The sequence below is a fragment of the Cytobacillus horneckiae genome, from assembly GCF_002835735.1.
Taxonomy (GTDB): Bacteria; Bacillota; Bacilli; order Bacillales; family Cytobacillaceae; genus Cytobacillus; species Cytobacillus horneckiae.
The window spans coordinates 70,020-94,372 of the sequence record NZ_PISD01000015.1 but is presented as its reverse complement, the minus strand read 5'-3'; the positions used below and the strand labels follow the sequence as shown (position 1 = coordinate 94,372).

General features: G+C 38.7%; 20 protein-coding genes. 8 read left to right on the top strand and 12 right to left on the bottom strand.

Annotated elements, in window-relative coordinates; translation table 11 throughout:
- Positions 1–130 precede the first annotated feature (130 nt).
- The 4 genes from CWS20_RS08365 to CWS20_RS08350 all read right to left on the bottom strand — a co-directional run bounded on the left by CWS20_RS08365 (position 131) and on the right by CWS20_RS08350 (position 5,103).
- A complete protein-coding gene (locus CWS20_RS08365) occupies positions 131–829 on the bottom strand; it encodes a response regulator (protein ID WP_066188807.1) in 699 nt (232 codons plus the stop codon).
- Between the two features lie 5 nt (positions 830–834).
- Positions 835–2,466, bottom strand: coding sequence for an ATP-binding protein (locus CWS20_RS08360; protein ID WP_241504155.1), 1,632 nt, complete (start codon positions 2,464–2,466; stop codon positions 835–837).
- A gap of 294 nt (positions 2,467–2,760) precedes the next feature.
- Positions 2,761–3,219 carry a DUF4306 domain-containing protein gene (locus CWS20_RS08355; protein ID WP_066188804.1) on the bottom strand — a complete coding sequence of 153 codons (459 nt, stop codon included), beginning with the start codon at positions 3,217–3,219 and terminating at the stop codon, positions 2,761–2,763.
- Between the two features lie 393 nt (positions 3,220–3,612).
- Entirely contained in the window at positions 3,613–5,103 is a 1,491-nt protein-coding gene (locus CWS20_RS08350) for a methyl-accepting chemotaxis protein (protein WP_083957104.1), read from the bottom strand.
- 190 nt (positions 5,104–5,293) lie between these two features.
- Here CWS20_RS08350 and CWS20_RS08345 point away from each other — a divergent pair, with 190 nt between their 5' ends.
- Positions 5,294–6,331 (top strand): ketopantoate reductase family protein, encoded by a 1,038-nt coding sequence (locus tag CWS20_RS08345; protein WP_066191943.1) that lies wholly within the window; start codon positions 5,294–5,296, stop codon positions 6,329–6,331.
- Positions 6,332–6,580: 249 nt separating this feature from the next.
- On the opposite strand, the gene CWS20_RS08340 is transcribed toward CWS20_RS08345, so the two are convergent.
- The 4 genes from CWS20_RS08340 to CWS20_RS08325 all read right to left on the bottom strand — a co-directional run bounded on the left by CWS20_RS08340 (position 6,581) and on the right by CWS20_RS08325 (position 9,837).
- On the bottom strand, positions 6,581–7,294 hold the full coding sequence (locus CWS20_RS08340) for a sulfite exporter TauE/SafE family protein (protein WP_066188801.1): 714 nt from the start codon (positions 7,292–7,294) through the stop codon (positions 6,581–6,583).
- Positions 7,295–7,438: 144 nt separating this feature from the next.
- Positions 7,439–8,473, bottom strand: a complete 1,035-nt coding sequence (locus CWS20_RS08335; protein WP_066188798.1) for a polysaccharide deacetylase family protein — start codon at positions 8,471–8,473, stop codon at positions 7,439–7,441.
- Between the two features lie 117 nt (positions 8,474–8,590).
- Complete coding sequence (locus tag CWS20_RS08330) at positions 8,591–9,199, bottom strand: hypothetical protein (protein WP_066188795.1); 609 nt, start codon at positions 9,197–9,199, stop codon at positions 8,591–8,593.
- The gene (locus CWS20_RS08325; RefSeq protein ID WP_066188793.1) at positions 9,196–9,837 is read right to left on the bottom strand and encodes a phosphate starvation-inducible protein PhoH; all 642 of its coding nucleotides are present in this window, start codon (positions 9,835–9,837) and stop codon (positions 9,196–9,198) included. Before CWS20_RS08325 ends, CWS20_RS08330 begins: the two co-directional genes overlap by 4 nt.
- Positions 9,838–9,990: 153 nt before the next feature.
- On the opposite strand from CWS20_RS08325, the gene CWS20_RS08320 reads away from it, so the two are divergent.
- From CWS20_RS08320 to cdiI, 6 genes are all read left to right on the top strand, one after another.
- Positions 9,991–11,103 carry an ABC transporter substrate-binding protein gene (locus tag CWS20_RS08320; protein ID WP_066188791.1) on the top strand — a complete coding sequence of 371 codons (1,113 nt, stop codon included), beginning with the start codon at positions 9,991–9,993 and terminating at the stop codon, positions 11,101–11,103.
- 18 nt (positions 11,104–11,121) lie between these two features.
- The gene (locus CWS20_RS08315; RefSeq protein ID WP_066188789.1) at positions 11,122–12,126 is read left to right on the top strand and encodes a FecCD family ABC transporter permease; all 1,005 of its coding nucleotides are present in this window, start codon (positions 11,122–11,124) and stop codon (positions 12,124–12,126) included.
- The gene (locus CWS20_RS08310) at positions 12,123–12,941 is read left to right on the top strand and encodes an ABC transporter ATP-binding protein (RefSeq protein WP_066188786.1); all 819 of its coding nucleotides are present in this window, start codon (positions 12,123–12,125) and stop codon (positions 12,939–12,941) included. Before CWS20_RS08315 ends, CWS20_RS08310 begins: the two co-directional genes overlap by 4 nt.
- 150 nt (positions 12,942–13,091) lie before the next feature.
- Positions 13,092–13,988, top strand: a complete 897-nt coding sequence (locus CWS20_RS08305) for a LysR family transcriptional regulator (RefSeq protein ID WP_066188784.1) — start codon at positions 13,092–13,094, stop codon at positions 13,986–13,988.
- 168 nt (positions 13,989–14,156) lie between these two features.
- Positions 14,157–16,199, top strand: a complete 2,043-nt coding sequence (locus tag CWS20_RS08300) for a PrsW family glutamic-type intramembrane protease (RefSeq protein WP_066188782.1) — start codon at positions 14,157–14,159, stop codon at positions 16,197–16,199.
- A 16-nt stretch (positions 16,200–16,215) separates the two neighbouring features.
- Positions 16,216–16,578, top strand: coding sequence for a ribonuclease toxin immunity protein CdiI (gene cdiI / locus CWS20_RS08295; RefSeq protein WP_066188778.1), 363 nt, complete (start codon positions 16,216–16,218; stop codon positions 16,576–16,578).
- Between the two features lie 463 nt (positions 16,579–17,041).
- On the opposite strand, the gene CWS20_RS08290 is transcribed toward cdiI, so the two are convergent.
- Together CWS20_RS08290 and CWS20_RS08285 are read right to left on the bottom strand one after the other, a co-directional pair.
- Positions 17,042–18,394 carry a GntP family permease gene (locus tag CWS20_RS08290; RefSeq protein WP_066188775.1) on the bottom strand — a complete coding sequence of 451 codons (1,353 nt, stop codon included), beginning with the start codon at positions 18,392–18,394 and terminating at the stop codon, positions 17,042–17,044.
- Positions 18,395–18,427: 33 nt separating this feature from the next.
- Positions 18,428–19,555 (bottom strand): glycerate kinase, encoded by a 1,128-nt coding sequence (locus CWS20_RS08285; RefSeq protein WP_066188772.1) that lies wholly within the window; start codon positions 19,553–19,555, stop codon positions 18,428–18,430.
- Between the two features lie 193 nt (positions 19,556–19,748).
- On the opposite strand from CWS20_RS08285, the gene CWS20_RS08280 reads away from it, so the two are divergent.
- Positions 19,749–20,840 carry a CdaR family transcriptional regulator gene (locus tag CWS20_RS08280; RefSeq protein WP_066188769.1) on the top strand — a complete coding sequence of 364 codons (1,092 nt, stop codon included), beginning with the start codon at positions 19,749–19,751 and terminating at the stop codon, positions 20,838–20,840.
- 314 nt (positions 20,841–21,154) lie between these two features.
- Here the strand turns inward: CWS20_RS08280 and CWS20_RS08275 are convergent, their stop codons facing one another.
- Positions 21,155–22,630: a carboxylesterase/lipase family protein gene (locus CWS20_RS08275; RefSeq protein ID WP_066188766.1), complete on the bottom strand. Its 1,476-nt coding sequence runs from the start codon at positions 22,628–22,630 to the stop codon at positions 21,155–21,157.
- Between the two features lie 67 nt (positions 22,631–22,697).
- The gene (locus tag CWS20_RS08270) at positions 22,698–24,065 is read right to left on the bottom strand and encodes an alanine/glycine:cation symporter family protein (RefSeq protein ID WP_066188763.1); all 1,368 of its coding nucleotides are present in this window, start codon (positions 24,063–24,065) and stop codon (positions 22,698–22,700) included.
- Positions 24,066–24,353: the final 288 nt, after the last annotated feature.

Here is a 24,353-nt window from a genome sequence, read left to right as displayed (position 1 = left end):
AATGCGTTTTCAATCGAACATAAAATTGTATTTTTTTAGATTAGTATGAAAATACCACGAGCGGGAAAAGGGATATAGTTTACGTTCATAAATTAAATAAAATTCATATTGTTAATTTTGTTCATAAGTTTCACGAAAGAACATATTTGCGCTGTGGTCTTCCTACCGTTCCATATATTAATTTTGTCTCCATTTTTTTCAATGAAACTAGATATTCTAAATACCTTCTCGCTGTCGACCGGCTGATTCCAAGTGCAGAGCTTACTTCATTGGCAGTAACAGCCTCCATCCCCATCACGGAAAAAAGCTCAATCATTTTATCTAAAGTGATCGCATCAATCCCTTTTGGCAATGAGGCTCCTGAGCTGTCTAATCCTCCTTGAATTTGTAGATTCCTCGTTAAGCCATCAATATCAGACTGCTCCCATTCTTTTTTGGCCTTTGATAGATTTCGATATTCACGGTAATTATCTAGACTTTTGCTAAAGCGCTCGTGGTCAACAGGCTTTACTATATAATCGAATACACCTCCGCGAAAGGCTGCGCTAATCGATTGCGCCTCCTTCTCAGCACTGACGATCATGATGTCTATTTCATGATATGCTTGACGGATTTTCCACATAAGATCCATTCCGTCTACATCAGGAATATATACATCTAGTAAAACAATATCAGGCAAGTATTCACTGTCCTCCAAATAGTCAAGCGCTTCCCTGCCGCTGTATACTATTTTTTGGACGATATAACCAGCTGCTTGTTCAACATATTGACGATTGATTTCAGCCACTCTAAAATCATCTTCAACGATGAGCACTGTTATTTCTTCCATAGCTGCTACTCCTCTCCACCTTTTGGTATGACGATCATAAAACTCGCGCCACCAAGCTCGCCTTCTTCATAGAGAATCTCACCGTCCACATGTGCAACAGCAATTTTCGACAGCGCCAGGCCTGTCCCTCTATTGGCACCCGCCTTCATTGAGAACCCTTGCTCAAAGATACGGGGAACATTTCCTTCTTCAATCCCTGGTCCAGAATCATCCACCTCAAATAGGCAATCTTCACCAATATCAGTGAAAAATATATTGATTCTTTTTCTGCCATGACTCATTCCTTTTACTGCTTCCAATGCATTTTCAATCACATTCCCTAACGCTGTTAGTACCGCATCCTGTTCAGTTTCTGAGAATAGATGCTCCATCCTGCTGTCAGGATGAATATTCATGCTGATTCCAAGTTCGTTTGCCTGATTATATTTTCCCTGAAGCAATGCTTGAATAAGCGGATCTGCTACTTTTTCAGATAAAAATTTGAGTCGCTCCTGCTGAAGATTGCTTTCTTTTTTTATAAAGTCAATGACCTCAGCCTTATGATCATTTTGGACAAGCCCTAGGATAATATGAAGTTTATTTGAATACTCATGTGTTTGTGCACGCTGCGAGTTTGCATATTGTTTAATCCTCTTTAGTTCTTCGGTAACCTTCTCCAATTCTGTTTTTTTACGAATTGTATACACCGTGCCGGCAAATGTGTCTTCATTGTATATTGAGGTTTGATTCACAAGAACAATATTTTCACCCATCACCATCTCACGATTGGAAAAGGTATTTCTTTTTTTTATATCAAGTGAGGGAACGGTTTCTTTTAAATATAAGCCAATATAGGTTTTCCCTCTTTCACTTTCCTGTGAAAAAAGAATCTCCTTCGCCGACCTATTCATCGCTGTAATACAGCCGCCTTCATCAGCAGCAATAATTCCTTCATGGACAGATTGAAGAATTGCTTCGTTCTGCTGATATAAATGCGCGATTTCTTCCGGCTCCATATCAATGAGCAGCCTTTTTATATAATTTGTGATGAATGTAGCACCTGTAATGCCAATAAGAATAATAACCCCCACTGTCAGCCATAAGGATTTACTTTGGTCGCTTATAGTATGCTGGACATCATCATTTAAAAAGCCAACAGAAACAACGCCGATTATTTCCCCGTCCAAATAAATTGGCACCTTCCCGCGGATGGAAAGCCCTAATGTTCCTTCTTTTTTCGACTCGTAAGCCTCGCCTTTATTTAAAGCGCGATCATTATCACCGCCAACCATCTTCTTTCCTATTGCCTCAGGATTTGGATGGGCATATCTGATGCCTTCTTTATTGCCGACAACGATAAATTCTGCTCCTGACTGTTTTTGAATCGGCAGAACAATCTCTTGAATGATAGAAGAAGGATCATCTGTAAGAAAGGCTTCTTTAATTTCAGGGATATTCGCCACACTATGTGCCAAACTCAAAGCACGTTTGCCGATTTGATCTTCAATTGTGTTTGAAATGACCCTTTCAAGAAACATAAAAAAAATGATGCATATCCCAATAATTAATAAGCTTATTAGGAGAAGCATTTTGAGTTTTAAATTGAATATTTTAGGAAGAAAAAAAGGCATTCTCCCCTTTCTTTTTTTATTAATCATCTATAATACTCCTTAAAACCGCAATGTTCTAAATCAGCTGAAAATACTCCTATTATATCATTATCCTAATTTTGCAAAAACCACATCGTCTAATAATGGGAAAAATACATTAGTTATTTCGATTTAAGCAAATAAGGTGAGATTATCGCGCTTGATAATGTCTAGTGAAAAAAGGAGTTAGAAAATCATTTGTGTGTTGATTAAATTTATGGGGACCTGGCTTTTTACTAATTAATACAGAAAAAGAGTGCGGGTTAAACGATTTTAAATAGTATCCTTCACTCTTTCATTCTACTAATGAATATTCTTTTTCTTAACGAAAAAGAATAAAGAAGCTGTGACATAAGAAATGCCTAATATAATAAAAGTATATACAAAATATTTAGCGCCAATAGTGGATGGAGCGTAATTTAAAACTGAAATGATTATTAATATAAGTCCTAGAACAAATAATCCTGTCATGCTATAAATACTCGATTGATCCCATAATGCTATTGATACAATAAGTAGGATAGATAGAATCATAATTAAAGGAAAAATCGGGTTGAATTTCGCTGCATATACAAAATGATCTAAATTGGATATATCTGAGGGGTAAGTTATACCTTGTTTTGAAAAATTTGTAAAATAAGTTGAGTTACCCCATTCAAAAGTATCATCTCTTATACCACTGCCCTCATACCATGAAAAAAACAGAGTAATAACAAAGATTATAGACAAGCTACCGTATAATACAATCTTTTTATTAGACATAATATTGCTCCTTCAAAAGGATATGACTTTATTATATACGATAACACAAAAAATGTAAGAAAAAGGGTATACACCACTATTTCTTACATTTTTGTTTTTTAACTAATTAAACAATCTAAAACGATAAGACTCCACTCGAGTTAATCTCCACCCAGAATACCAGCATTAAGAGGTATTGTCATTGAAGGACCATTTGTAGGAATTTCGATTAACTCATTCTTTGATATAAATGATAAGATTGCTAGTAAAAATAAGAGATTACTTTCATCATAAATAGGGTAAATTTCAGGTTATGATCACAAAATTCAGATCTCATTTTCAGTGTAAGATGTTTGAAAGGGTCGTGGAAATAAACCCGATAAAAAAGGAGATCTTATGAAAGATCTCTCATCGCTAATTAATTCCCTTTTTGACCATTTCTTTTAATTCACTGCTTAATTTCTTGATTTCTGCAACAGATTGATTAATTGAAGAAATCATCCCATGCTCCTCCTCGAGTGTGGCAACAATTTCTTCAGTGGAAGCTGCATTTTCTTCGGAAATATTTGCCATGTTTCCGATTTGTGCTTGGATATGGCTAAACGTGTCGGTAGCCGATTTTATTTCTCCCATGCCTTTCGATAATTCATTATTCGTTTGTTCAAATGAATCGCGTATTTCTGTAAAATAATCGGCAACTTCATCTAATAAATGCTGCCCTTCTTTAACAGCTGTTTCACCCTCGCTTGACTTCTCCCTTGCTTCCTTTGATTTATGGAAGAGTGTATGGGTCACATCAGTAATCGATACGGTAATTTCAGCTGTCTGTTCTGCGAGCTTTCGGACTTCATCTGCGACGACAGCAAAACCTCTGCCATGCTCGCCTGCTCTCGCTGACTCAATCGCTGCATTAAGTGCGAGCAGGTTTGTCTGATCAGCAATTTGCTTAATTCCCTCCAATAAAGAATTGACTTTTTCAAGACTGGAGTGGACTTCAGATACAGTTAGAGCAGTTAAGCGAATCGTGGAATTCACTGTGCTGATATGTTCTGTTGCTTGCTGGATTTTATTCCATCCATCCTGAACTTTTATATTCATTTCATCTGATTTTTCTACAAGTCCTTGGGAAATAGCAATCGTTTCATCTGTTTTCTCCAATGAATGTGCCATTGATTCATTCACGATGCTTAAGCTGTTGGCTTCTTCTTGAATGCCTGAAGCCATTTGCTGAACAGCTTCAAGGATTTGATGACTCGATTCATAAATCGTCGTGATGTTTACGTTAAATTGATTAATATTATTTTCTAATGTATTTGTTCCTCTATCAATAGAATCAAAGGTTGCTTTTAGCTTATCTAATAATTCCTTCGCTTCCATTTCTTTAATAGATGATTCTTCTATTAACGTCCTTCCCCAATTTGACAATAAGTAGAGCAAATATAAGATTCCATTCGTAACAAATAGAATCGTAAAAATGCTTCTTATCGAATCGCTTGAATCTAGCAAATTAGCAGAGCTAAAAAAGTATGTTGCAGTAAAGGTAATATTATAAACTGCTGAAAAGGCGAGAATTAATTCTTTTTTAAAGTATAGTGAGACCATTGCTATCGTAAAAAGAATTAAATAATGTTTGTTTAAAGCAAATCCATCAAAATAAAAGAGTGCAATGACTACTAAGTATGGTAATAAAGCAAAACAAAACCCTTTTAAATAGGTATTTACAGGCAAAAAGAAATTAATAACAGCGAGAATGATTACTATACTTCCACCAATCATTACAGAAAGTGAATCTGCTGCACCTCTGTCCAAAACGATTGGCACTATCAGCATAATTACCATGAAAATAATCAATGTCAGATTGACTTTATGGACTCTCCCTGTATTATATTTATCCTGCAGCTTCATATTTTTTCCCCTTTCAGACCCTATGAGAATGTAATTCTAACACTTCCGTATATTACCTTATTTTATAACATTATACCCATATTAGGAATATTTATTGATGCTTTATTCACATTTATCTATAATTTTTATTAGAAAAATAGGACTTTTTAATCAATACAAACAAACTATATTTAAAGGAGCAAATAATCATATGAGAATAGCCATCATGGGTGCAGGTTCATTGGGTACGATTATCGGTGCTTATCTATCAAAAGGAACAGATATCGTTGAGCTCATTGATGTAAATCAGGCACATGTAAATGCTTTAAATAAAAAAGGCGCGTCCATAGTCGGAACTGTAAGTGAGACTTTACCTGTTAAAGCCCTTACTCCCGATGAAATGACAGGCGTATACGATCTCGTTCTGCTATTAACAAAACAAGTCTTTAACGAGGATGTCCTACATAACCTTAAACAATATATTCATAATGAGACGATTGTACTTTCATTGCAAAATGGGGTTCCGGAAGAAAGTCTCTCTTTTGCTTTAGGAGAAGATAGAGTTATTGGCGGTTCAGTTGAATTTGGCGCTACATGGGTTGAACCAGGCGTATCAGAGTTAACCTCTGCAGCTGATGCTTTTAAAGCAAATGCTTTTCAAATCGGAGAGCTTAATGGAAATCAATCTGATCGAATTCTTCACATAAAAGAGATTCTTAATTTAGTAGGCGGAACTGAGGTATCTGAAAATTTAGTAGGTACAAAATGGTCAAAATTACTCGTAAATGTAGCTATGAGTGGCATGTCAGCTGCTTTAGGATGTACCTATGGCGATATTTTAAATCATGAAGCAGCTGTTACAAGTGCTGTCATGCTGGCTGACGAAACTCTAAAGGCAGGAGCTGCTGCTGGTGTCGAATTTACTACATTAGCTGGTGTCCATGTCGGCATTTTTACTATCAATGAAGAAAAAAGCAATATGCCTTTTGTCATCGGTGTAGCAAAGCAAGCTTTTTCACCGCAAGCGCTCCTAAAAGCTAGTATGCTTCAAGACCTTGAAAAATCAAGAAAAACCGAAATTGATTATATAAACGGTGTGGTCTCTGAAAAAGGAAAAGAATTCGGTGTCCGCACTCCATTTAATGATTTGGTTGTCCAGCTTGTAAAAGATGCAGAAGCGCAGAAATCCGTCCCTCAATTCGAAGAGAATATTTTATTTTTTGAAGAATTAGTAAAGAGAGAAATTTAAGAGAAAACTGAAAAATCATTTGTTTTTTCAGTTGGTTTTTTTGTAGCATTTTTCCCATATCAACACCTGAATAGCGATGAACCTAAAAAAGAAAGTACCTGACAGTGTAAATTAATTTTTACAATGGCAGGTACTTTATTAACTTGAAATCTGTGTGAAAGTTGAAAAGAAAGCGCTAGATTCCTAATACCCTGCAAGACCCCGACACAAAATTTAAATGTATGTACAAGAATACACCAAAAACAAATGCTAAAAACTATCAATCAACAAATAAATCCCTGTGAACAATAAAATCACATAGGTAAATACCTTAAAGACACGCTGATTAATCCATTTAAATAATAATTGGCCTGAAATCATCCCCAATACTGCAATCGGCAGGGCAATTCCGCTAGAAACCCAGACTGTTTTCGTTGTCCCTGCAAAAATTACCTGAATCAAAAGGCTGATTACATATATAAATAAATAGAACGCTAAAGTCGTTCCACGAAGCTTTGCCTTTTCTGTATCAGTGCCTGAAAAATAAAGCAATAATGGCGGACCTGGCATACCAATGCCCGTTGTCAAAGCACCTGACATGCCTCCAACACCTAAATCTCTTCCTTTTGTCTGATTAATGCGGAACTGGAGCATCATCATCCCTGTTAAGGCCAGCACGAGGATGCCAATCCCAAGCTTCAGCCATTGAATGTTAATGAAAAGAAACACAATGATTCCTATAGGCAAACCGACAATGCTTCCGATGATAAGCCTTTTTAAAATACCAGCGTCGATATCCTTGCTGATTTTCCCCATTAAAGAAATCGAAATAAATAAGGACAGGATTAAATTAATTTGTATCGCTTCAGCAGGCTCAAACAGCAATAATAAAAACGGCGTGGCTAAAATAGAAAAACCAAAGCCTGTGCTTGTCTGAAGGATAGACGCAATAAAAATAATCAACACAAATAATAATTGTTCCACGTGAAACACCTCCTGCTTCTACCGTAGTATAAGGGATAGACTAAAAACCGCAAGAGACATTCGTCTGGTGCAAGATAAAGTACAACTTTCCCCTCTTTTCTTACATTTTATCAAAATAAAAACAGAGGTAGAAACCCTCTGTTTTTATTGATTTACCATATATTCAAATCCATCTATACTTGTAGTGTAATTTACACGGATTCTTTTCATTTCATAAGGTGATTCGCTCATATCGGCAATCCCTTGATGGATAGTGACAGCATAATCATAGTACTTTTTTGTTTCTTCAATCACTTTATCATCATATTTACCAGCAGGATAGGCAAGTGCAATGACCTTTTCCCCTGTAATCCCTTCAAGCTGGTTCTTTATTTCACCTAGCTCTTGTTCATAATTCCCTATTGTTGGCAAAGAAGGATGAGTGACTGTGTGCGACTGTATGGAAATAATTCCTGAAGCAGTGATTTCTTTTAATTGCTCAGTCGATAATCCATGTTTCTGATCAATCTTATTTCCTATCATAAAAATGGTTGCCTTTGCCGGAAAATCATCATCCTTTAATTTTTGCAAAATATAATAGGCATTCATATTGTTTTTATAGCCGTCATCTAATGTAATTAATACAGGCTTTTCGATTTCTTTCAAATGATCTAAATCAGCAAAGGTGATCGGTGTAAACCCTTCAGATTTTAAGTATTGCATCTGACTTTCAAAGTTTTCCGGTGTAACATACAGCTCTTTGCTGCCGGAACCTTTATAGTCATCAATTGCATGATACATTAGTATCAAAACATCGCGCCCAGTAGATTCAGATTCTTGATCCGGAAGATCGAGATAAGATTGGTGAACAAATCCTTTAGCCTCTCCATTTGAAACTTCAAACCATGACCCATCAGCTGATAAAAAGCGCACTTCCTCACCTTCATACAGTACATCTTCTATCTGTTCATCTGTTGAGGGGCGCTGCCTCATATTGACTGAATCATTGACGATATACATGCTCTCATCTTCTTGGATACTTGCCTCAGCTGCATTCACTTTTCCATCAATTTTCGTCTGTAGAGAAGCTGCCTCAGCCTCCACTTCACCTTCTACAGCGACAGGCTGCTCCGCGGAACAAGCTGCACATAGCACTATTAAAATGATAATGATACTTCTCAAAAATTTCCCCTTTTTCATCCTCTTAGTTCCCCTATATTGTTAATATATACCATAAATACTATATTGCTGTTTTGCTAGATTGTAAAGCGGTTTCAGCTAAAAGGAGTTGAGAAATGAAAGGGGTGTTTCTTTTTCTCAGGAGATTTTCCCTTGCGCAAGCCAAGGTAAAAATCCATCTAAAAAGCGCTCTGTCGCCGGCATAAAGTATGAACCAAAATGATAATCCGGATCAAGCGTAGTCACAATCCAAGTTCCTTCAGTGCTGATTTTATCAACATATAAAACTGCACCGCCATCCTCTGTTGTGATAAGCTTTTCCGCTCCATTAACCGGCCAAAATACACCGTGCTGATGCCATGTGGCATCTTCGAGTGTAATATAATTAAACAAATCATGCTGTGGTGCTGCTAACACTAGTCCACTAGAAGCGCCCTTTTCCTTCCACCACCAAAAATTCGTTTCCCTTTCCTCCCATTTTTGGTTGGGCAGCCATTCCCATGGCTGAGGGCCGAAAGCCGCGACCACTCCCCCTTGTTCAGCAAAGGCAAGAATCTTCTCTTTTGCACCAAGCAGAAGCCGCTCATTTAATTGAGATGGCACAATTAGCACATCATAATTTTCAAGCGATGCTTCCAGTAAATCCGGCAAGTAAATAAGCTCAGCTATAAATTTGCGATATTTTGGCTCATTGAAAGTGCGATAATGAGCGCTATTCCCACTGTAAACGACTGCGATTTTTCTCATATTTTTTCACCCGCGCCTTGTAAGTTTCGATATTCTTCATGAACCCATTGCAGCAGCTGCACACTAATGCGATCTGTAGACTTTCCTTGCATGCGGTTAACAAACAAGTCTCTGCCTGCGTGAACAAAAATGGTTCCTTTAGTTGTCTGGCGGTCAATATACGTAACTGGCATAGCACCCGGCAAGGTAAGCAAGACCTCAGCACCTGCAGGCACAGGTGAATGAGTTCCCCGCGCAAAGAAGCCGGCTACCCCTTTATTAAAGGTCATTTCTTCTGAAATAACTCCAGAAAAAATTGTATGCGGTGCTGCAATTGAAATCTCGTAATCAGTAAATTGATGTATTTCCTTCGGTGTAAATAGTGGACACCCTGGCAGCCACTCCTTAAACAAATGACCAGCGAAAATCACAATCTTTCCAGCATCTAGAAACGAGCGAACTTTCTCCCTCTGTTTAAACATGAACTCCTGATCAATAAAATCATGGACAACTAAACATTTATATTCATGCAAATCAATAGCTTCTAACTCGTACTGATCGACAAGCTGAAAATTATTTTTAATAAATGAACTTTCCCTGCTGCCTATGCCGAAAGCATGGCCAGGGTCTAAATACAAAATATCATTATTCTGAGTCAAGGCTGTTCCCTCCTGTAGCTGCTGTCTTCTATTTAGGTTTGTAAATTATCCCAGTATATTATTGACATTGATTCTCATTATCAAATAGGTTAAATTAAATAGTGATAACGAAAATCATTATCAATTAATATATTAGCAGAGAAGGAGATAAATATGAAAGGAAAATTATTTTTATACAGTGCTAGTTTACTATTTTTACTGGCAGGATGCGGAGACAGCGACACTGTATCTAATAAAGATTTAGAACCAAGCAAGGAAACTAAGCTCATTACAGATGAGTTAAATAGAGAGGTTGAGATTCCGGGAGAATTAGATCGTGTAGTGATGGGAAGTATCCTACCATACTTTTCCACATGGTACATAGGGACAAATTCTACAGATGAAATCGTCGGTATTCATCCCAACTCATATAATGCGGCATCCAATTCGATTTTAAAGGATTTATCACCTTCCATTTTGGATGCAAAAACAAACTTCATTGAAAATGGAGAAGTAAATATTGAGGAACTTATGACACTGGATCCTCAAGTATATTTCGAAATTGCCAATCAGGAGAAAACGGTTCAGAAGCTTGAAGAAACTGGAATTACAACCGTTGCTCTAGACACAACCACTGATTCTATGAACCCTCTTGATACATTAAACAGATGGTTAACCTTAACAGGAGAAGTGACTGGGATATCTGATCGCCCTGAAGCCATTATAGAAGAGGGTGAGAAGAATCAAAAAATGATAGATGATACCCTCTCTGATGTAAAAGAGGAAGACAAACCGCGCGTGATGGTGCTTCAATACCACAGCAACGGAGAGATATCAGTGCCAGGTAAAAATATGCACGGCAATCGCTGGATTCATGCAACAGGCGGAATTGATGTAGCAGAAGATGAAATCGATGGAATTAAAGCCGTCAATATGGAGCAAATCTATAAATGGAATCCTGACATTATTTACATTACGAACTTTACTGAAACTCAGCCGGAAGATTTATTTAATAATGTGTTTGACGGTCAAGATTGGAGCCAAATAAAAGCGGTTCAAGATAAAAAGGTATATAAAATGCCGCTAGGAATCTATCGCTGGTATCCGCCAAGCGGCGATGCGCCTTTAATGCTGAAATGGATGGCTCAGAAAAATCACCCCGAGCTATTTGACTATGATATGAATGGTGAGATTAAGGACTATTATCAACGCTTTTACGATTATGATTTATCTAACGAACAAGTACATGAAATTTTAAACCCGCCATCCGAAGCAGCAAAATATTAAGGTAAAGGTGACTCTCAAATGAAATCAAAGATGATCAAACTGTTACTTTGGACGCTCCCCTTCTTGTTTGGGCTTCTCTCTATTGGGATTGGTCGGTTTGAAGTAGAGTTTATCGTCCAAGTGAAAATACTGCTATCTCAGCTCTTCCCTATTGAGCAAACATGGACTCAAATGGAAGAAACGATTGTGATGAATGTACGGCTGCCCCGCATTCTGCTTGCCATGCTTATCGGCGGCGGCCTGGCCATCGCTGGTGCTGCCTTCCAAGGGATGTTTGCAAACCCTTTGGTCAGCCCTGATATCCTGGGCGTTTCTGCTGGTGCAGGGTTTGGTGCATCAATTGGAATCTTGCTTTTTGGCAATGGTGTATCTATGCAGATACTGGCCCTAATTATGGGCATGCTCGCAATTGGATTTGCCTTTGTCATTAGCGGGTCTAAAAGGGAAATGCCGATCTTTATGCTTGTACTAGCTGGGGTGGTGACAAGTGCCTTGTTCCAGGCGCTCATTTCACTCGTCAAATTTTTGGCCGATCCTGAGGAAAAGCTCCCTTCTATCACCTATTGGTTAATGGGAAGCTTAGGCACTGCCGGATATAAAGAACTGCTTATCGGCGGCCCTTTAATCATCATTGGCATGATTATTTTATATGCTTGCAGATGGAGATTAAATATATTGTCACTATCTGATGAAGAAGCAAAATCTTTAGGAATTAATGTCGTTAGAATGAAGTGGCTTGTTATTATCGGGGCCACGTTAATCACTTCAGCATCTGTTGCCATTGCAGGAATCATCGGCTGGGTAGGCTTAATTATCCCTCATATTGCCCGCATGATTGTCGGCAGCAACAATCAGTATGTACTGCCTGCTTCAATTTCCATTGGTGCGGTGTATCTGCTTATTATTGATACCCTTGCCAGAAGCCTAACTGCAGCTGAGATCCCATTATCGATTTTAACAGCGATTGTGGGCGCCCCTTTCTTTGCTTATTTACTTCGTAAAACTGGAGGTGGCTGGAATTGATACTGCAAGTAAAAGATGGAAACTATTTTTATAACAAAAAAAGCCAATCGGAACAGCAAAGTTATCTCTATCATAATGACATAAACTTTGACCTGAACCAAGGTGAAATCATGGCTATTCTCGGGCCAAACGGTGCAGGTAAAACGACAATGCTCAAATGTGTGATGGGATTGCTAAAATGGGAAAAAGGCGAAACCCTCTTACAAGGAAAGTCATTAGCTTCTCTGTCGCAAAAAGAAATATGGAAAACGATCGGCTATGTTCCTCAAGCCTCTAAAATGACGTTTGGCTACAGTATTTTAGATTTAGTCACGATGGGAAGAGCAAAAATGCTCAATGCCTTTGCTCAGCCTTCGAAAGAAGATAAACAGGCAGCATTTGAGGCGCTTGAGTCCGTTGGGCTCGGACACTTAGCCCATCAATCATGCAACGCTGTGAGCGGCGGCGAGCTTCAGCTTGCTCTCATCGCCCGTACTTTAGTATCAGAACCAAAAATACTAATCTTGGATGAACCTGAATCCCATCTGGATATCTACAAGCAAAAAGTCATTCTGCAAACAATTAAGAGGTTAACAAAGGAAAGAGGCCTCGCTTGTTTAATTAATACACACTATGCGAATCATGCTTTTTACTTCGGCGAGAAGGTACTAATGGTCGCCAAAGAAAAACCAGTGATTACCGGCAATGTTTCCGAAATTATGACAGAGGAAAACATGCTAAAATACTTTAATATCGAAGTGAAAAAGCTCATTCAGAAAGTAGATAGCCAGACTTTTGAAACCATTGTTCCTACTTATTTTGGCAACGAGCGATAGGATAAGGCAGATGCTAAACGGCATCTGCCTTTAATTGTTCCACATGAAACAGTCACCAATTCCGCAAATCACTTCACTTACAAGTTTCCTGTCACTTCACATATACTAAAGATAAGCAATAAAATGAATGTTAAGTTAGGAGCAAACGATATGACCTTCGAGCAGCTTCGCCATATTTTAGAGGTAGCCAAAACAAAATCACTTACGGTAGCCGCAAATAATTTGTATTTATCCTTATCTGCTTTAAGTCAATCAATCAGTACACTTGAGGCAGAATTAGATGTCGCTATTTTTAAACGTTCACGCTCAGGTGCAAAATTGACACCTGAAGGAGAAGTTCTTATACATAAAGCAGAAGAAATATTGTCAGATGTAGATGAATTCAAAGAAATCGCCCTTTCTTATACCGAGACATTGTATGGCCATATCCGGATTGCAACGATTCCAGGACCGACCACTGCTTTGCTTTCAGCTGTCTTTTCCTTTAAAAAAGAGAATCCACACGTCACCGTAGAGCTACAAGAACTTGGTCCAAAGGAAATTACTGATAAGCTGCTCAATGAAGAAGTAGATGTCGGCCTGCTTGTAGCAGGCCAAACATTGGAAGTGAGTGAAGAGCGTTTTCACTTTGAACCGCTGTTAGAAGGAAAGCTTGTAATCGCTGTTAAAAGCGATTCTACAATCGCAGAACAAAAAAGTATGCTTGCAGAGGAAGTCTGCAAGTATCCCATTGTCTTATATAAGGATGATTATTTAAATGATGCATTAAACCGATTATTGCATGCCAAATCTAACAATAAATTCATCTTGCAAACAAATCATACAAACGCCATTACCCATCTTGTCTCCCAAGGGGAAGCCATCACACTCGGCTTGGATTATTCATTTATTGATTCACCTGGCGTAGCCACAGTCCAGATTGATGAACTTAAGGATGAAATTGTCCATTATGGATGGGTGCACCTAAAAAAGAAACATATGAGTAAAACAACGAAGGCCTTTTTAAGACGATTAAATCTTGAAATAGAAAAGCGGAACATACAATAAAATGTACATTCCGCTTTAAGCTAAATCTGGCAAAAGGGTTTATTATTCTTCTGTCAGCGTTAGCTTTTAAAATATTTTTAGAAAATTCGACCTATTCATTAATTTAGTTGATTATTATATAGTTAAAAACGAATATAAGAAAAACTAACCGCTTCGGAGTGATTAATAGTGATAAATCTCATGTTAAAAACAAGAATAACGTTGAGAAATATCCTTGAATCAATCAGTCTATTCTATCAGCAGCTTCCTCAAAAATATCCCTTTATTAACAAATTAATGATTGTTTTTTCATGGGTTTCCATACTTGTTCTTATCATCAGTTTATTCTTCATGGAAGATGCACGGAAAATGTTTCTGCAATTTTTTTGGAGTTTTTATGTGCTTCTCCAGTTTTGGCTGCTTTCACGAAGTAAAACACTCACATGGAAAAAATACAGCTATTTTTTTATAGCAGGTGCATGGCTGATTGTACCGGTAAATACGCTTATTGTTTACTCGATTACGTCCTTTTTAGGCGGCACAACTACAAATGCTTGGAGTATGGCCTTTCTTACACCAGTCGCAGAGGAAGTATTAAAGCTCATCCCTCTTGCTTTCTATTTATTTATCTCAAGACGCGCTTCATCATTAAGCTTGACTGATTATGCCCTTATTGGAGCCGCAACAGGCGCCGGGTTTCAGTTTTTAGAGGAAACTGCGCGCAGAATTAACTCCGGAGGCTTGTTTGATTATGGCGTAACTTTATTCGGAGGAAAAGTGCTCCATTGGGATTTATTCACCCTTTTCCCAGGCTATTTTGAAGAAAGCTTCCTTCCTGATAAAATGACTGCCGGCCACCCGCTGCTAACCGCCATTATCGCCCTTGGAGTTGGGCTGGCATTTAGGTTCAGACATAAGTTTACCTTTCTAGCCTTTCTGTTTCCTTTATTTCTCCTAATCTGGGCAATTTTTGATCATGCCATCTGGAATGCTAATTTCCGCGCACCAGGATGGTTGACTTTTTTTCATGATTTATTAGGCAGCGGTTATGCAGCGAAGCCCTTCTTTTTAATAATGCTCTGTGCGGCATTATTGATTGATTATCGCGATATTAATCATGTGAGAAACAAACTTCCATTATTAAAGCACGAGCATATGATTCAGCCTTTCTCTGAAATTTGGCAGCTCGTAAAAGCTTTTATAACTGATAGACAGCGATACATGAATTTACTACTTTTTTACAGGGAGAGACGTGAAACAGGACTGACAATGGTTCATGGCAATCATGAAGCGAAGAAACTTCTCCCAAAAGTTCAGGCGCTGCTGATGAGAAGCTTTGCCGGGTTAACTGTATTATTCGTATTAGCAGCAGGCATCTTGTATATGTCTGGCATGTTAGACAATGGAGGCATCAATGCTTGCTTTGCCTGCCTGTTTGATAGTTTGCAAAATTGGTGGAATGGACTTTCCCTTTCTCAGAAAGGCATGATTATTCTTGGCGCATTTGCTTTAACATTCCCGCTCCTTGGATTTTGGGGCGCTGTGGGGGCTGTCTCAACCGGTATCGGGATGGCTGCAAGCGGACGACAAATTGCTGATATTATCAGAAATCCTAAATCATTGCTAACCCCTGAAAATGCGCTCGCAGCAGGTTTAGGCTTCCTATTAAGCAGAATTCCATTTGGCAGGACTGGCGCCGGGAAACTGAAGGAATGGCTCACTTCCCGATTTGGCAGAAGAAATGACCCTAAGCCTGACCCTACTCCACCAAAGCCCAAGAACAATTTCCCTTACAAACCAGGGTATGAAAAGCATATGGTTGAGGTTGCAGATGTTGTTAGAAAAAAAGGAAAAGGAATCGTCGGCGGACATAATCTATCCCATTTTGAAAAAGCATTTAAAGATCAAGGCTGGAATTTGGAAGACTGTATCATTTCCAAGAAAAAACACCCATCTATCGAAGGCGTGTATGAAATCGAATACCAAATCCCAAAGCTTGACATGAAAGGTGACGTCATCCCAGGTGAATACAAAAATATCACTCATCCAAAAACCGTCTATGATCCAAACGTGTTTTCAGATCAGCAAATGATACAATGGGGAAAAGAAGCAATGGGCAACGGAGAAATCATCGGCAGAGAAATCAATGGCACCGCCTCAAATGGCTTAAACTTTAGAGGGTATCTGAATGACCAAGGAGAAATAACAAACTTCTTCCCTACGATGGATTAAAAGGAGGATACTTACAATGGAGAATCACGAAAAAGAATTGATCACTACATTTTATCGCCATATGGGTGATGGGAAGTTTCTCAAAATATTAAACTGCTATGCAGAAGGCAAAGGCTATGGCACAGAATATGCCCGCTTCGTATTCGCTAATTATTATGAAAAATGGGAGGAAGATTATTTCGGTGATTCAGGCATTGCGTACTATATCGACGCCCCTTTAGTAGCTGAAGATGAAGAAGTCATATTGAATGATGAAACGTTCTTTCAATATTTAAAGGAAGATTGCGAGAAATATCTCATGAAACATCCCAATGACGAACATGAAGTCCGCATCCTCCAAGAAAAGATTAGGACCCGCATTCAAATAGAAGAGTCCTGATGGCTGGCTGCCATCAGGATTTTTCGTTTAATTGGAAGAGTGTAAGCTGAATTGAATTAATTTAGGCGGTGGACACTGTTTTCAGGTTATTCAAGAAGAATGCTAATTTGTTTTTTTCAGAGGAATAAACTCTGGTTTTTCACCGGAAGACTGCTCATTCTTTCTTCTTCAGAGGAATAAACTCTGGTTATTCACCGGAAGACCGCTCATTCTTTCTTCTTCAGAGGAATAAACTCTGGTTTTTCACCGGAAGACCGCTCATTCTTTCTTCTTCAGAGGAATAAACTCGTGTTATTCACCGGAAGACTGCTCATTCTTTCTTCTTCAGAGGAATAAACTCTAGTTATTCACCGGAAGACCGCTCATTCTTTCTTCTTCAGAGGAATAATTTCTAGTTATTCACCAAAACCGAAAAAACAAGCACCTGATTGCAGGCAATCAGATGCTTTAAGTAAATCTTATATCAAACTAAAATGACCCATAGAATCATCGTCACAATAATCGTCGTTAAGCCTTGAATTAATGTTGCCATGGTTTGTGCTTTATACGCATCTGTCACTTTCATGCCAGTGAACTGCGTCACTACCCAGAAAAAGCTATCATTTACATGGCTGACTGTCATCGCACCAGCCCCAATCGCCATGACGACAAGTGCTAATGGAACAGCACCTTCTATTCCCAATACTGGCAGCATCGGAGCTACGAGTGAGGAAGTTACTACTAAAGCCGTCGTTGATGATCCTTGTGCTGTCTTTAAAGCTGCGGCAATGATAAAAGGAATAACAAGGAATAATGCCCCAGTGAAAACATCACTTATATTCCAGCTTTGAATAATGTCCTCAACACCAGAGTTTTTAATTACTGTACCAAAGGCACCACCTGCACCTGTAATTAATAGAATGGGTGCTGCATCAACTAACCCTTTTCCTACCCATCCTGTTAGCGTTTCTTCATCATATTTTGGTAGTAACGGCAATGCGGCAATGATACCCGCAAATAAGGCAATCACAGGTTTGCCAAGGAAAATCAAGAAGTTTGCTAATCCGCCCTCCATTCCAACCATGGAAACAACGGACCCTACGGCAATTAAAATAATTGGCAGCACGATAGGCAAGAAAGCTTGAAAAGTAGATGGCATTTTTCCAAATGAAGCTACAACCTTATCATAGTCATACTCTTCTCCGCTTTCATTTATTTCTTCTTCAACCACAATTTTTGTTCCCACTTTTACTGCCCAAAGATAGCCAACGATAGCAGCAGGAATCGCTACAATAAATCCAATTAGGATAACCGTACCAAGATATTGATCCGCACCAATGTTACCTGCGGCGGCAATTGGACCTGGTGTTGGCGGCACTAACGTATGAGTGGCATATAAGCCGGTTGCAAGCGCAACGGACATAGAGGCTACCGCAACCTTCGCTCTTTTAGCAAGCGCTTTTCTCAAACTTGATAAAATAATAAAGCCTGAATCGCAGAAAACCGGAACCGATACGATGAATCCAATAATACTCATAGCTAGCTGAGGCCGTTTAGGTCCAACAATACGCAGAACCAACTCAGCCATCCTGTAAGCCGCCCCTGCTTTTTCCAAAATGACGCCTATAATGGTTCCAAAAACAATAACAAGCCCTATACTCATCATTAAGTTACCGAAGCCGCTATTTATACTTTCCACAATTAATTCAAGAGACATTCCTGTTGCAAAGCCAACAAATAATGTACCTAACAAGAGCGACATAAACGGATGAAGCTTAAATTTAGTCGTTGCTAGGACAATCAACAGTACCCCAATTGCAATAATTAAAAATAACATGGTATTGCCTCCTCACTCTTTTATTGTTTTTTTTTAAGCGATAAATGTGCGCATCACTCGTTCAGCGGCAGACTCTAATAAATCATGAGATTTTGACATCGCTTCATCAAGGCTCATAGGGCCGTTTACTAGACTGTGAACACTTGTAATTCCATACTGATATAACTCTTCAATTCCTTTTCCAATTGAACCCGAAAGGACAAATACAGGAATATCGTATTTTTTTGCAGCTTCCGCTACGCCCATTGGTGTTTTTCCAGAGGCGGTCTGGTAATCACATTGACCTTCCCCGGTAAAGACGCAGCTTGCACCTTCAAGCTTTCCTTCAAAACCTGTATATTGAATGACAATATCAATGCCTCTTTGCATTTTTGCTGGAAAAAATGCTTGAAAAGCGCCGCCAATTCCACCAGCTGCTCCTGCACCTGGTTCATCATGTAAGCGGATGGATGTCTTCTTCTCAATGACATCAGCCCAGTTTGCTAAATTTCGATCAAGCTGTTCAACCATTTCAGGTGTTGCGCCCTTCTGTGGACCAAACACATGTGACGCGCCATTTAACCCAATAAACGGATTTTGCACATCTGATGCAATCAAAAACGTGCATGATGAAATGCGAGAATCAAATTGCTCATCGTTTATGGAAGCAATTCGATCCAGCTCACCTCCGCCAAAACCGATTGATTCTCCTTTTTTATCCAGCAGCTTCATCCCTAATGCTTGAAGCATGCCTGCCCCGCCATCATTGGTAGCGCTTCCACCAATAGCTAAAATAAACTTTTTATATCCATCATCCAATGCTCGTTTGATTAATTCCCCTGTTCCAAATGTAGTGGTCACGAGCGGATTTCTTTTATCTTTATCTACTAAAATCAAACCTGATGCACTGGCCATTTCAATTACACATGTTTCTTTGTCACCTAATACACCGTATTCAGCTATTACTTTTTCTTGTAATGGACCTTTTACTGCAACTTCAACTTTGTGACCGTTTGTTGCTGCTACTAAACTATCCATTGTACCCTCGCCGCCATCAGCTACTGGCACTAATACCGTTTCAGCACTCGGAAGCGCTTTCTTTATTCCCTTATCAATTACGCTTGATGCCTCAACTGCTGATAAGCTCCCTTTGAAAGAATCAGGCGCTATCACTATTTTCATTGTTTCCCCACCTAACGTATAATGTGTTATCTTTATTATATATATGTGACATACTAAATGTCATCGTGTCGTATAACCAAAAAATTTAATCAATTTTCGATAGTTTTTTATCTATTATAAACAGAATGTGATATCATCTATCTGATATATAACAAAAATTATTTCTTAAATCTTTATAATGAGGGTGACCCAAATGTTAACTCAGGAAATTGCCGCAGAGATAGTTAAGCAAACGATGATTAGACTAAATCGCAATATTAATATAATGAATGATCATGGGATCATCATTGCTTCTGGGAATCCTGAACGAATGAATACAATCCATGATGGTGCAATGGAAGTTTTAAAAACTGGCAAGACGGTTATTATCCACGATAAAGACCTTGTTAAATGGGAAAGCTCTTTGCCTGGAATCAACCTACCTATTCATTTCAATCAAAAAATTATAGGCGTCATCGGTATTACGGGTAATCCTGAAGAAATTATGGAGTTTGGCGAATTAGTCAAAATGATTACAGAGATGATGCTTCAGCAAGCATTTACAGCAGAACAAATAGAATGGCAGCAAAAAACAAAGGATCATATTTTCGATGATTTACTTCAGGACACTTTAAATGAAAAATCAATCCAACAAAGACTGGAGCTTGTCGGCATTTCTCTTCAGCCTCCCTTTCAAGTATCAGTCATTGAAACAAATAAGCCTGAATTAAAAAGAATAGATTTTACCCATTGGGTGGAGGGTATTTTTAATAAAAAACATACATTAATCGGATTTTTAGGTGTGAATCAACAATTTATTCTTAGCTCTGGGATTCCTGATACAAAGGTAAAAGATAATTTACTGAAATTAATCGCCAAGGGGCAGCTAAAAGGAATAGATACAAAAATTGGCATGGGTACAAGTGTCACTGAATTAACCGGCATACCCCATACCTATCAGGAATCGATCTCTTCGTTAACATTGGGTGAACCTGATCAATCATTAACAGCATTTAAAGAAATTGAAACAAAGGCACTGCTGCAAAAACTAGATGAAAACTCACAGCAGCAATATTATGGACGGATATTAAGTGGATTATCGGAAAAGTTAATCGATACATTAGAGCAGTTCTTCGCTAATAATTTAAACCTTGGTGAATGTGCAAAAAAAATGTATATCCACCGTAATTCGCTCATTTATCGTATTAAGAAAATCAAAGAAATAACCGGCTACAATCCTCAAAAAACCAATGATGTGATTACGCTCCAGCTTGCTATTTGGTTGAGAAAAATGCATAAGAAATAGGCGTTTTATTGGTGAGTTGTATCGGGTGGGGAATTTGATATGACTTTGGAATGCTGCCCTTTGGTTTTCAATTCTTCAGTAAGATTTATCTTGCTGAAGGACTTTTTTATGCTCTTCGCTGAGATACATTGCTTTTATCTCATTGAAGGGCGCTTTTTTTCCAGCTTTTCGCAGAGATATTACGCGTTTGTCCGGAAGGTGGCTTCTTTTTCCGGCTCTACACTGAATTATCTCCCTTTTATATCCCACATGAAACTAAACATCTCCTGTTAACCAAAAAGAACCACCTCTATTAAGAGTGGTTCTTTGTTAGTCTATTTTCGTTCTTGGTGATGATCTTCTATTATTAATTTTCTTTTTTCACTATTAGGGTCCGGAACTAAAGAAATTGTAGAGTTAACAATCAGGGTTGAGCGTTTATATACGGAATAAGCATGCCAATCAACATGTTGAATGTTAGGCTGACCTGTTTTGGCGAATGTTATCCAAGCTTTTTGCATCGTATCGGCTAATGACTTTATTTCATTGTTCACCTGAACGTTTATTTTTTCAAAGTATGATAGATTGTTGAATACAAAAGGAATTTCCAGCGCATGCATAGCCTTTCCTGCCATAGGATGCCCCTGAATATGCCAGTCGAAACGGTACATCCAGACAGGGGCATAGGTGGATTGAGCAGCGGCTAATTGCAGCGACGGTCTCCAAAACACAAAATCGGTCATGTATTGTGCTTGACCATCCATGGTTTTCGGATAGTAAGATGCAAGCTGGTTGGCATTTTCCTCCCCTACTCGTTTAACTAATGAAGCCGCTATTACTTTTTCCGGTGTAAGAGGCGTTTGCTCATTGTAAAAGAAGTGGCCCTCATCGTGATTTGTCCCAATTATTATCGGTATACCCTTTGCTGCACCGTTTGCAATTGCATCAATTGGCTGAAAAGGCAATGTTCTTTCATCGACTGTCGGCTGAAAAGGCATGGCACCAGAGGCTGCGTACTGAAGAGTCACTTTTTCACTAGCCTGTACAATTTCATCCGCTGTGAATGAATTCAGCTTTCCAAGCTCATTCTCTTTTATTCCAAGCTCTAATAAAACTGCTTCTGCGATTTCAGTTGCTTTTTTGTGAGGAATTGTCTGTGATGCGCCGCTTTGCAGGATTGCTTTTTGAAATAAGCCTTTGGCTGCAGGCATTGTTAATAATGCGGCTACACTCATTGATCCGGCAGATTCACCAAAAATAGTCATTTGATTAGGATCGCCTCCAAATACAGCGATATTTTCCTGCACCCATTTTAATGCGGCTATTTGATCTAGTAAACCGAGATTTGCCGTATATTCTTTACTAATTCCTGCTAAGTGAAGAAAGCCAAAGACGCCTAAGCGATAGTTGAGCGTGACGACAATGACTTCCCCTGAAGCAGCAAGCTTTGTGCCATCATATAATGGTGTGCTCCCAGAGCCTGATCGAAATGCCCCGCCATGAATCCATACCATGACTGGAAGCTTCTTTTCAGTTTTCTCGGGAGCCCATACATTCAGATATAAGCAATCCTCAGACATATTTTTGGTAGGTGTACCCAACCTTTCTGCAATTTCACGATTTTGAATGCTCACAGGTCCGAATGCATCAGCGTGATAAATGCCTGCCGATTTTTCCATGGGTACAGGGGGATGAAAACGGAGGGCACCTATCGGCTTTCTAGCGTAAGGAATTCCCTTCCACACCTTGACACCATTTCCTATTATTCCTTCAAGTAGCCCTTGCTCTACTTCAACTCTCACAGTAGCCATTTGTTTTCCCCCTCTTCTTTATACCTTGATTAAATAATTCAATAGAAGAGAGGAAAAACCTGCTAAATCAACTTGCCATTTTTTGCTTTCTTTCTTCCAGTTTTTCTTTATTACGGATGGCCCTAAATTTTTTCGATTCAGCAACAATGACCGGTGATAAAAATAGAAGCGCAATTAAGTTAGGCACAGCCATTAAAGCATTAAAAATATCAGCGATGCCCCATACGAGCTCTAGCTCTAGTCCCGCACCAATCATTACAATAGCAACAAATAGCACTTTATAAATAATTGTTTTATTATCGCCGAATAAGTAGCCGAAACACTTCTCACCATAATACGACCAGCCAATAATAGTAGAGTAGGCAAAGAACATAATTCCAAACATAACAATATAATTACCAACACCCGGAAGGAACAATTCAAATGCCTCACCTGTTAAACTTGAAGCATTTTCGTGGCCAGCATATAATCCGCTTAGAACAATTGTTAGCCCTGTTATTGTACATACAATGATTGTATCAATAAATGTGCCGGTCATAGATACGAGGGCTTGTCTGCCTGGATAGTCGGTTTTTGCTGCAGCTGCAGCGATTGGCGCAGAGCCTAGACCTGCCTCATTAGAGAATACTCCGCGTGCAACCCCGTAGCGAATAGCCATTCCGACCGCACCGCCGGCGGCTGCAGATGGATTGAATGCTTCATTGATAATTAAAGCGAATGCTGCCGGTACTTCTGTTATATTTAAAATAATAATAATTAGTCCGCCGGCTAAATAAAATAAAGCCATAAAAGGAACAAATATACCTGTTACTTTACCAATGCTCTTAATTCCTCCTAAAAGGACAATGGCTGTAAACACCATTAATATAAAACCTGAAATCCAAGGATTGATGCCAAAGTTTGTTTCTAATGAGCCGGCAACCGTATTCGCTTGCGTCATGTTTCCAATTCCAAATGATGCCAAAAATCCGAATAGTGCGAATAATACAGCTAGCCATTTCCATCCAAGGCCTTTCTCAATATAGTACATCGGGCCACCAGAAATTTCGCCTTTATGATTTGTGACTCGATATTTAACCGCCAAAATTGCCTCTGCATATTTTGTTGCCATCCCAAAAAATGCTGCTAGCCACATCCAAAAAATAGCACCGACTCCACCCATCATGATTGCAGTCGCCACACCAGTTATATTTCCTATCCCTAACGTAGCTGCCATTGCAGTCATTAATGATTGAAAATGAGAGATGTCTCCCTTATCTTTATTATTTTTATCACTTTTACTAAAAGTGAGTTTTAGAGCATAAGGCAAATCTCTAATTTGCAAGAATCCTAGTCTGATTGTTAAAAAAATACCTGTTCCAACAATTAAAACAAGTGTTACTGGTCCCCAAACGAAATTACCGATTGTTGTGATTAGACTTTGAAACCATTCCATAGATGATCCTCCTCTAATTCTGTATTATAACAATTTCAATTATGATGAATTATTATATTATAATAGGTTTGTTCCAATAAAGAAATAGATATTGAACATTTTTACTTTACGAAAATAAAGGAAATCAAAATATTATGTAAAGTTAGGTTGCTTGCGAATGAATAATACGTTGACCTATTTTGATTGTCATTGTGCTTTCTTCGTGTTTGATTCATTCAAATTTGTTCGTGCACCAAAAAAACCGCAGTACTTCTGCGGTTAGTCCTGATCGTATTCACAAAGGGCCCC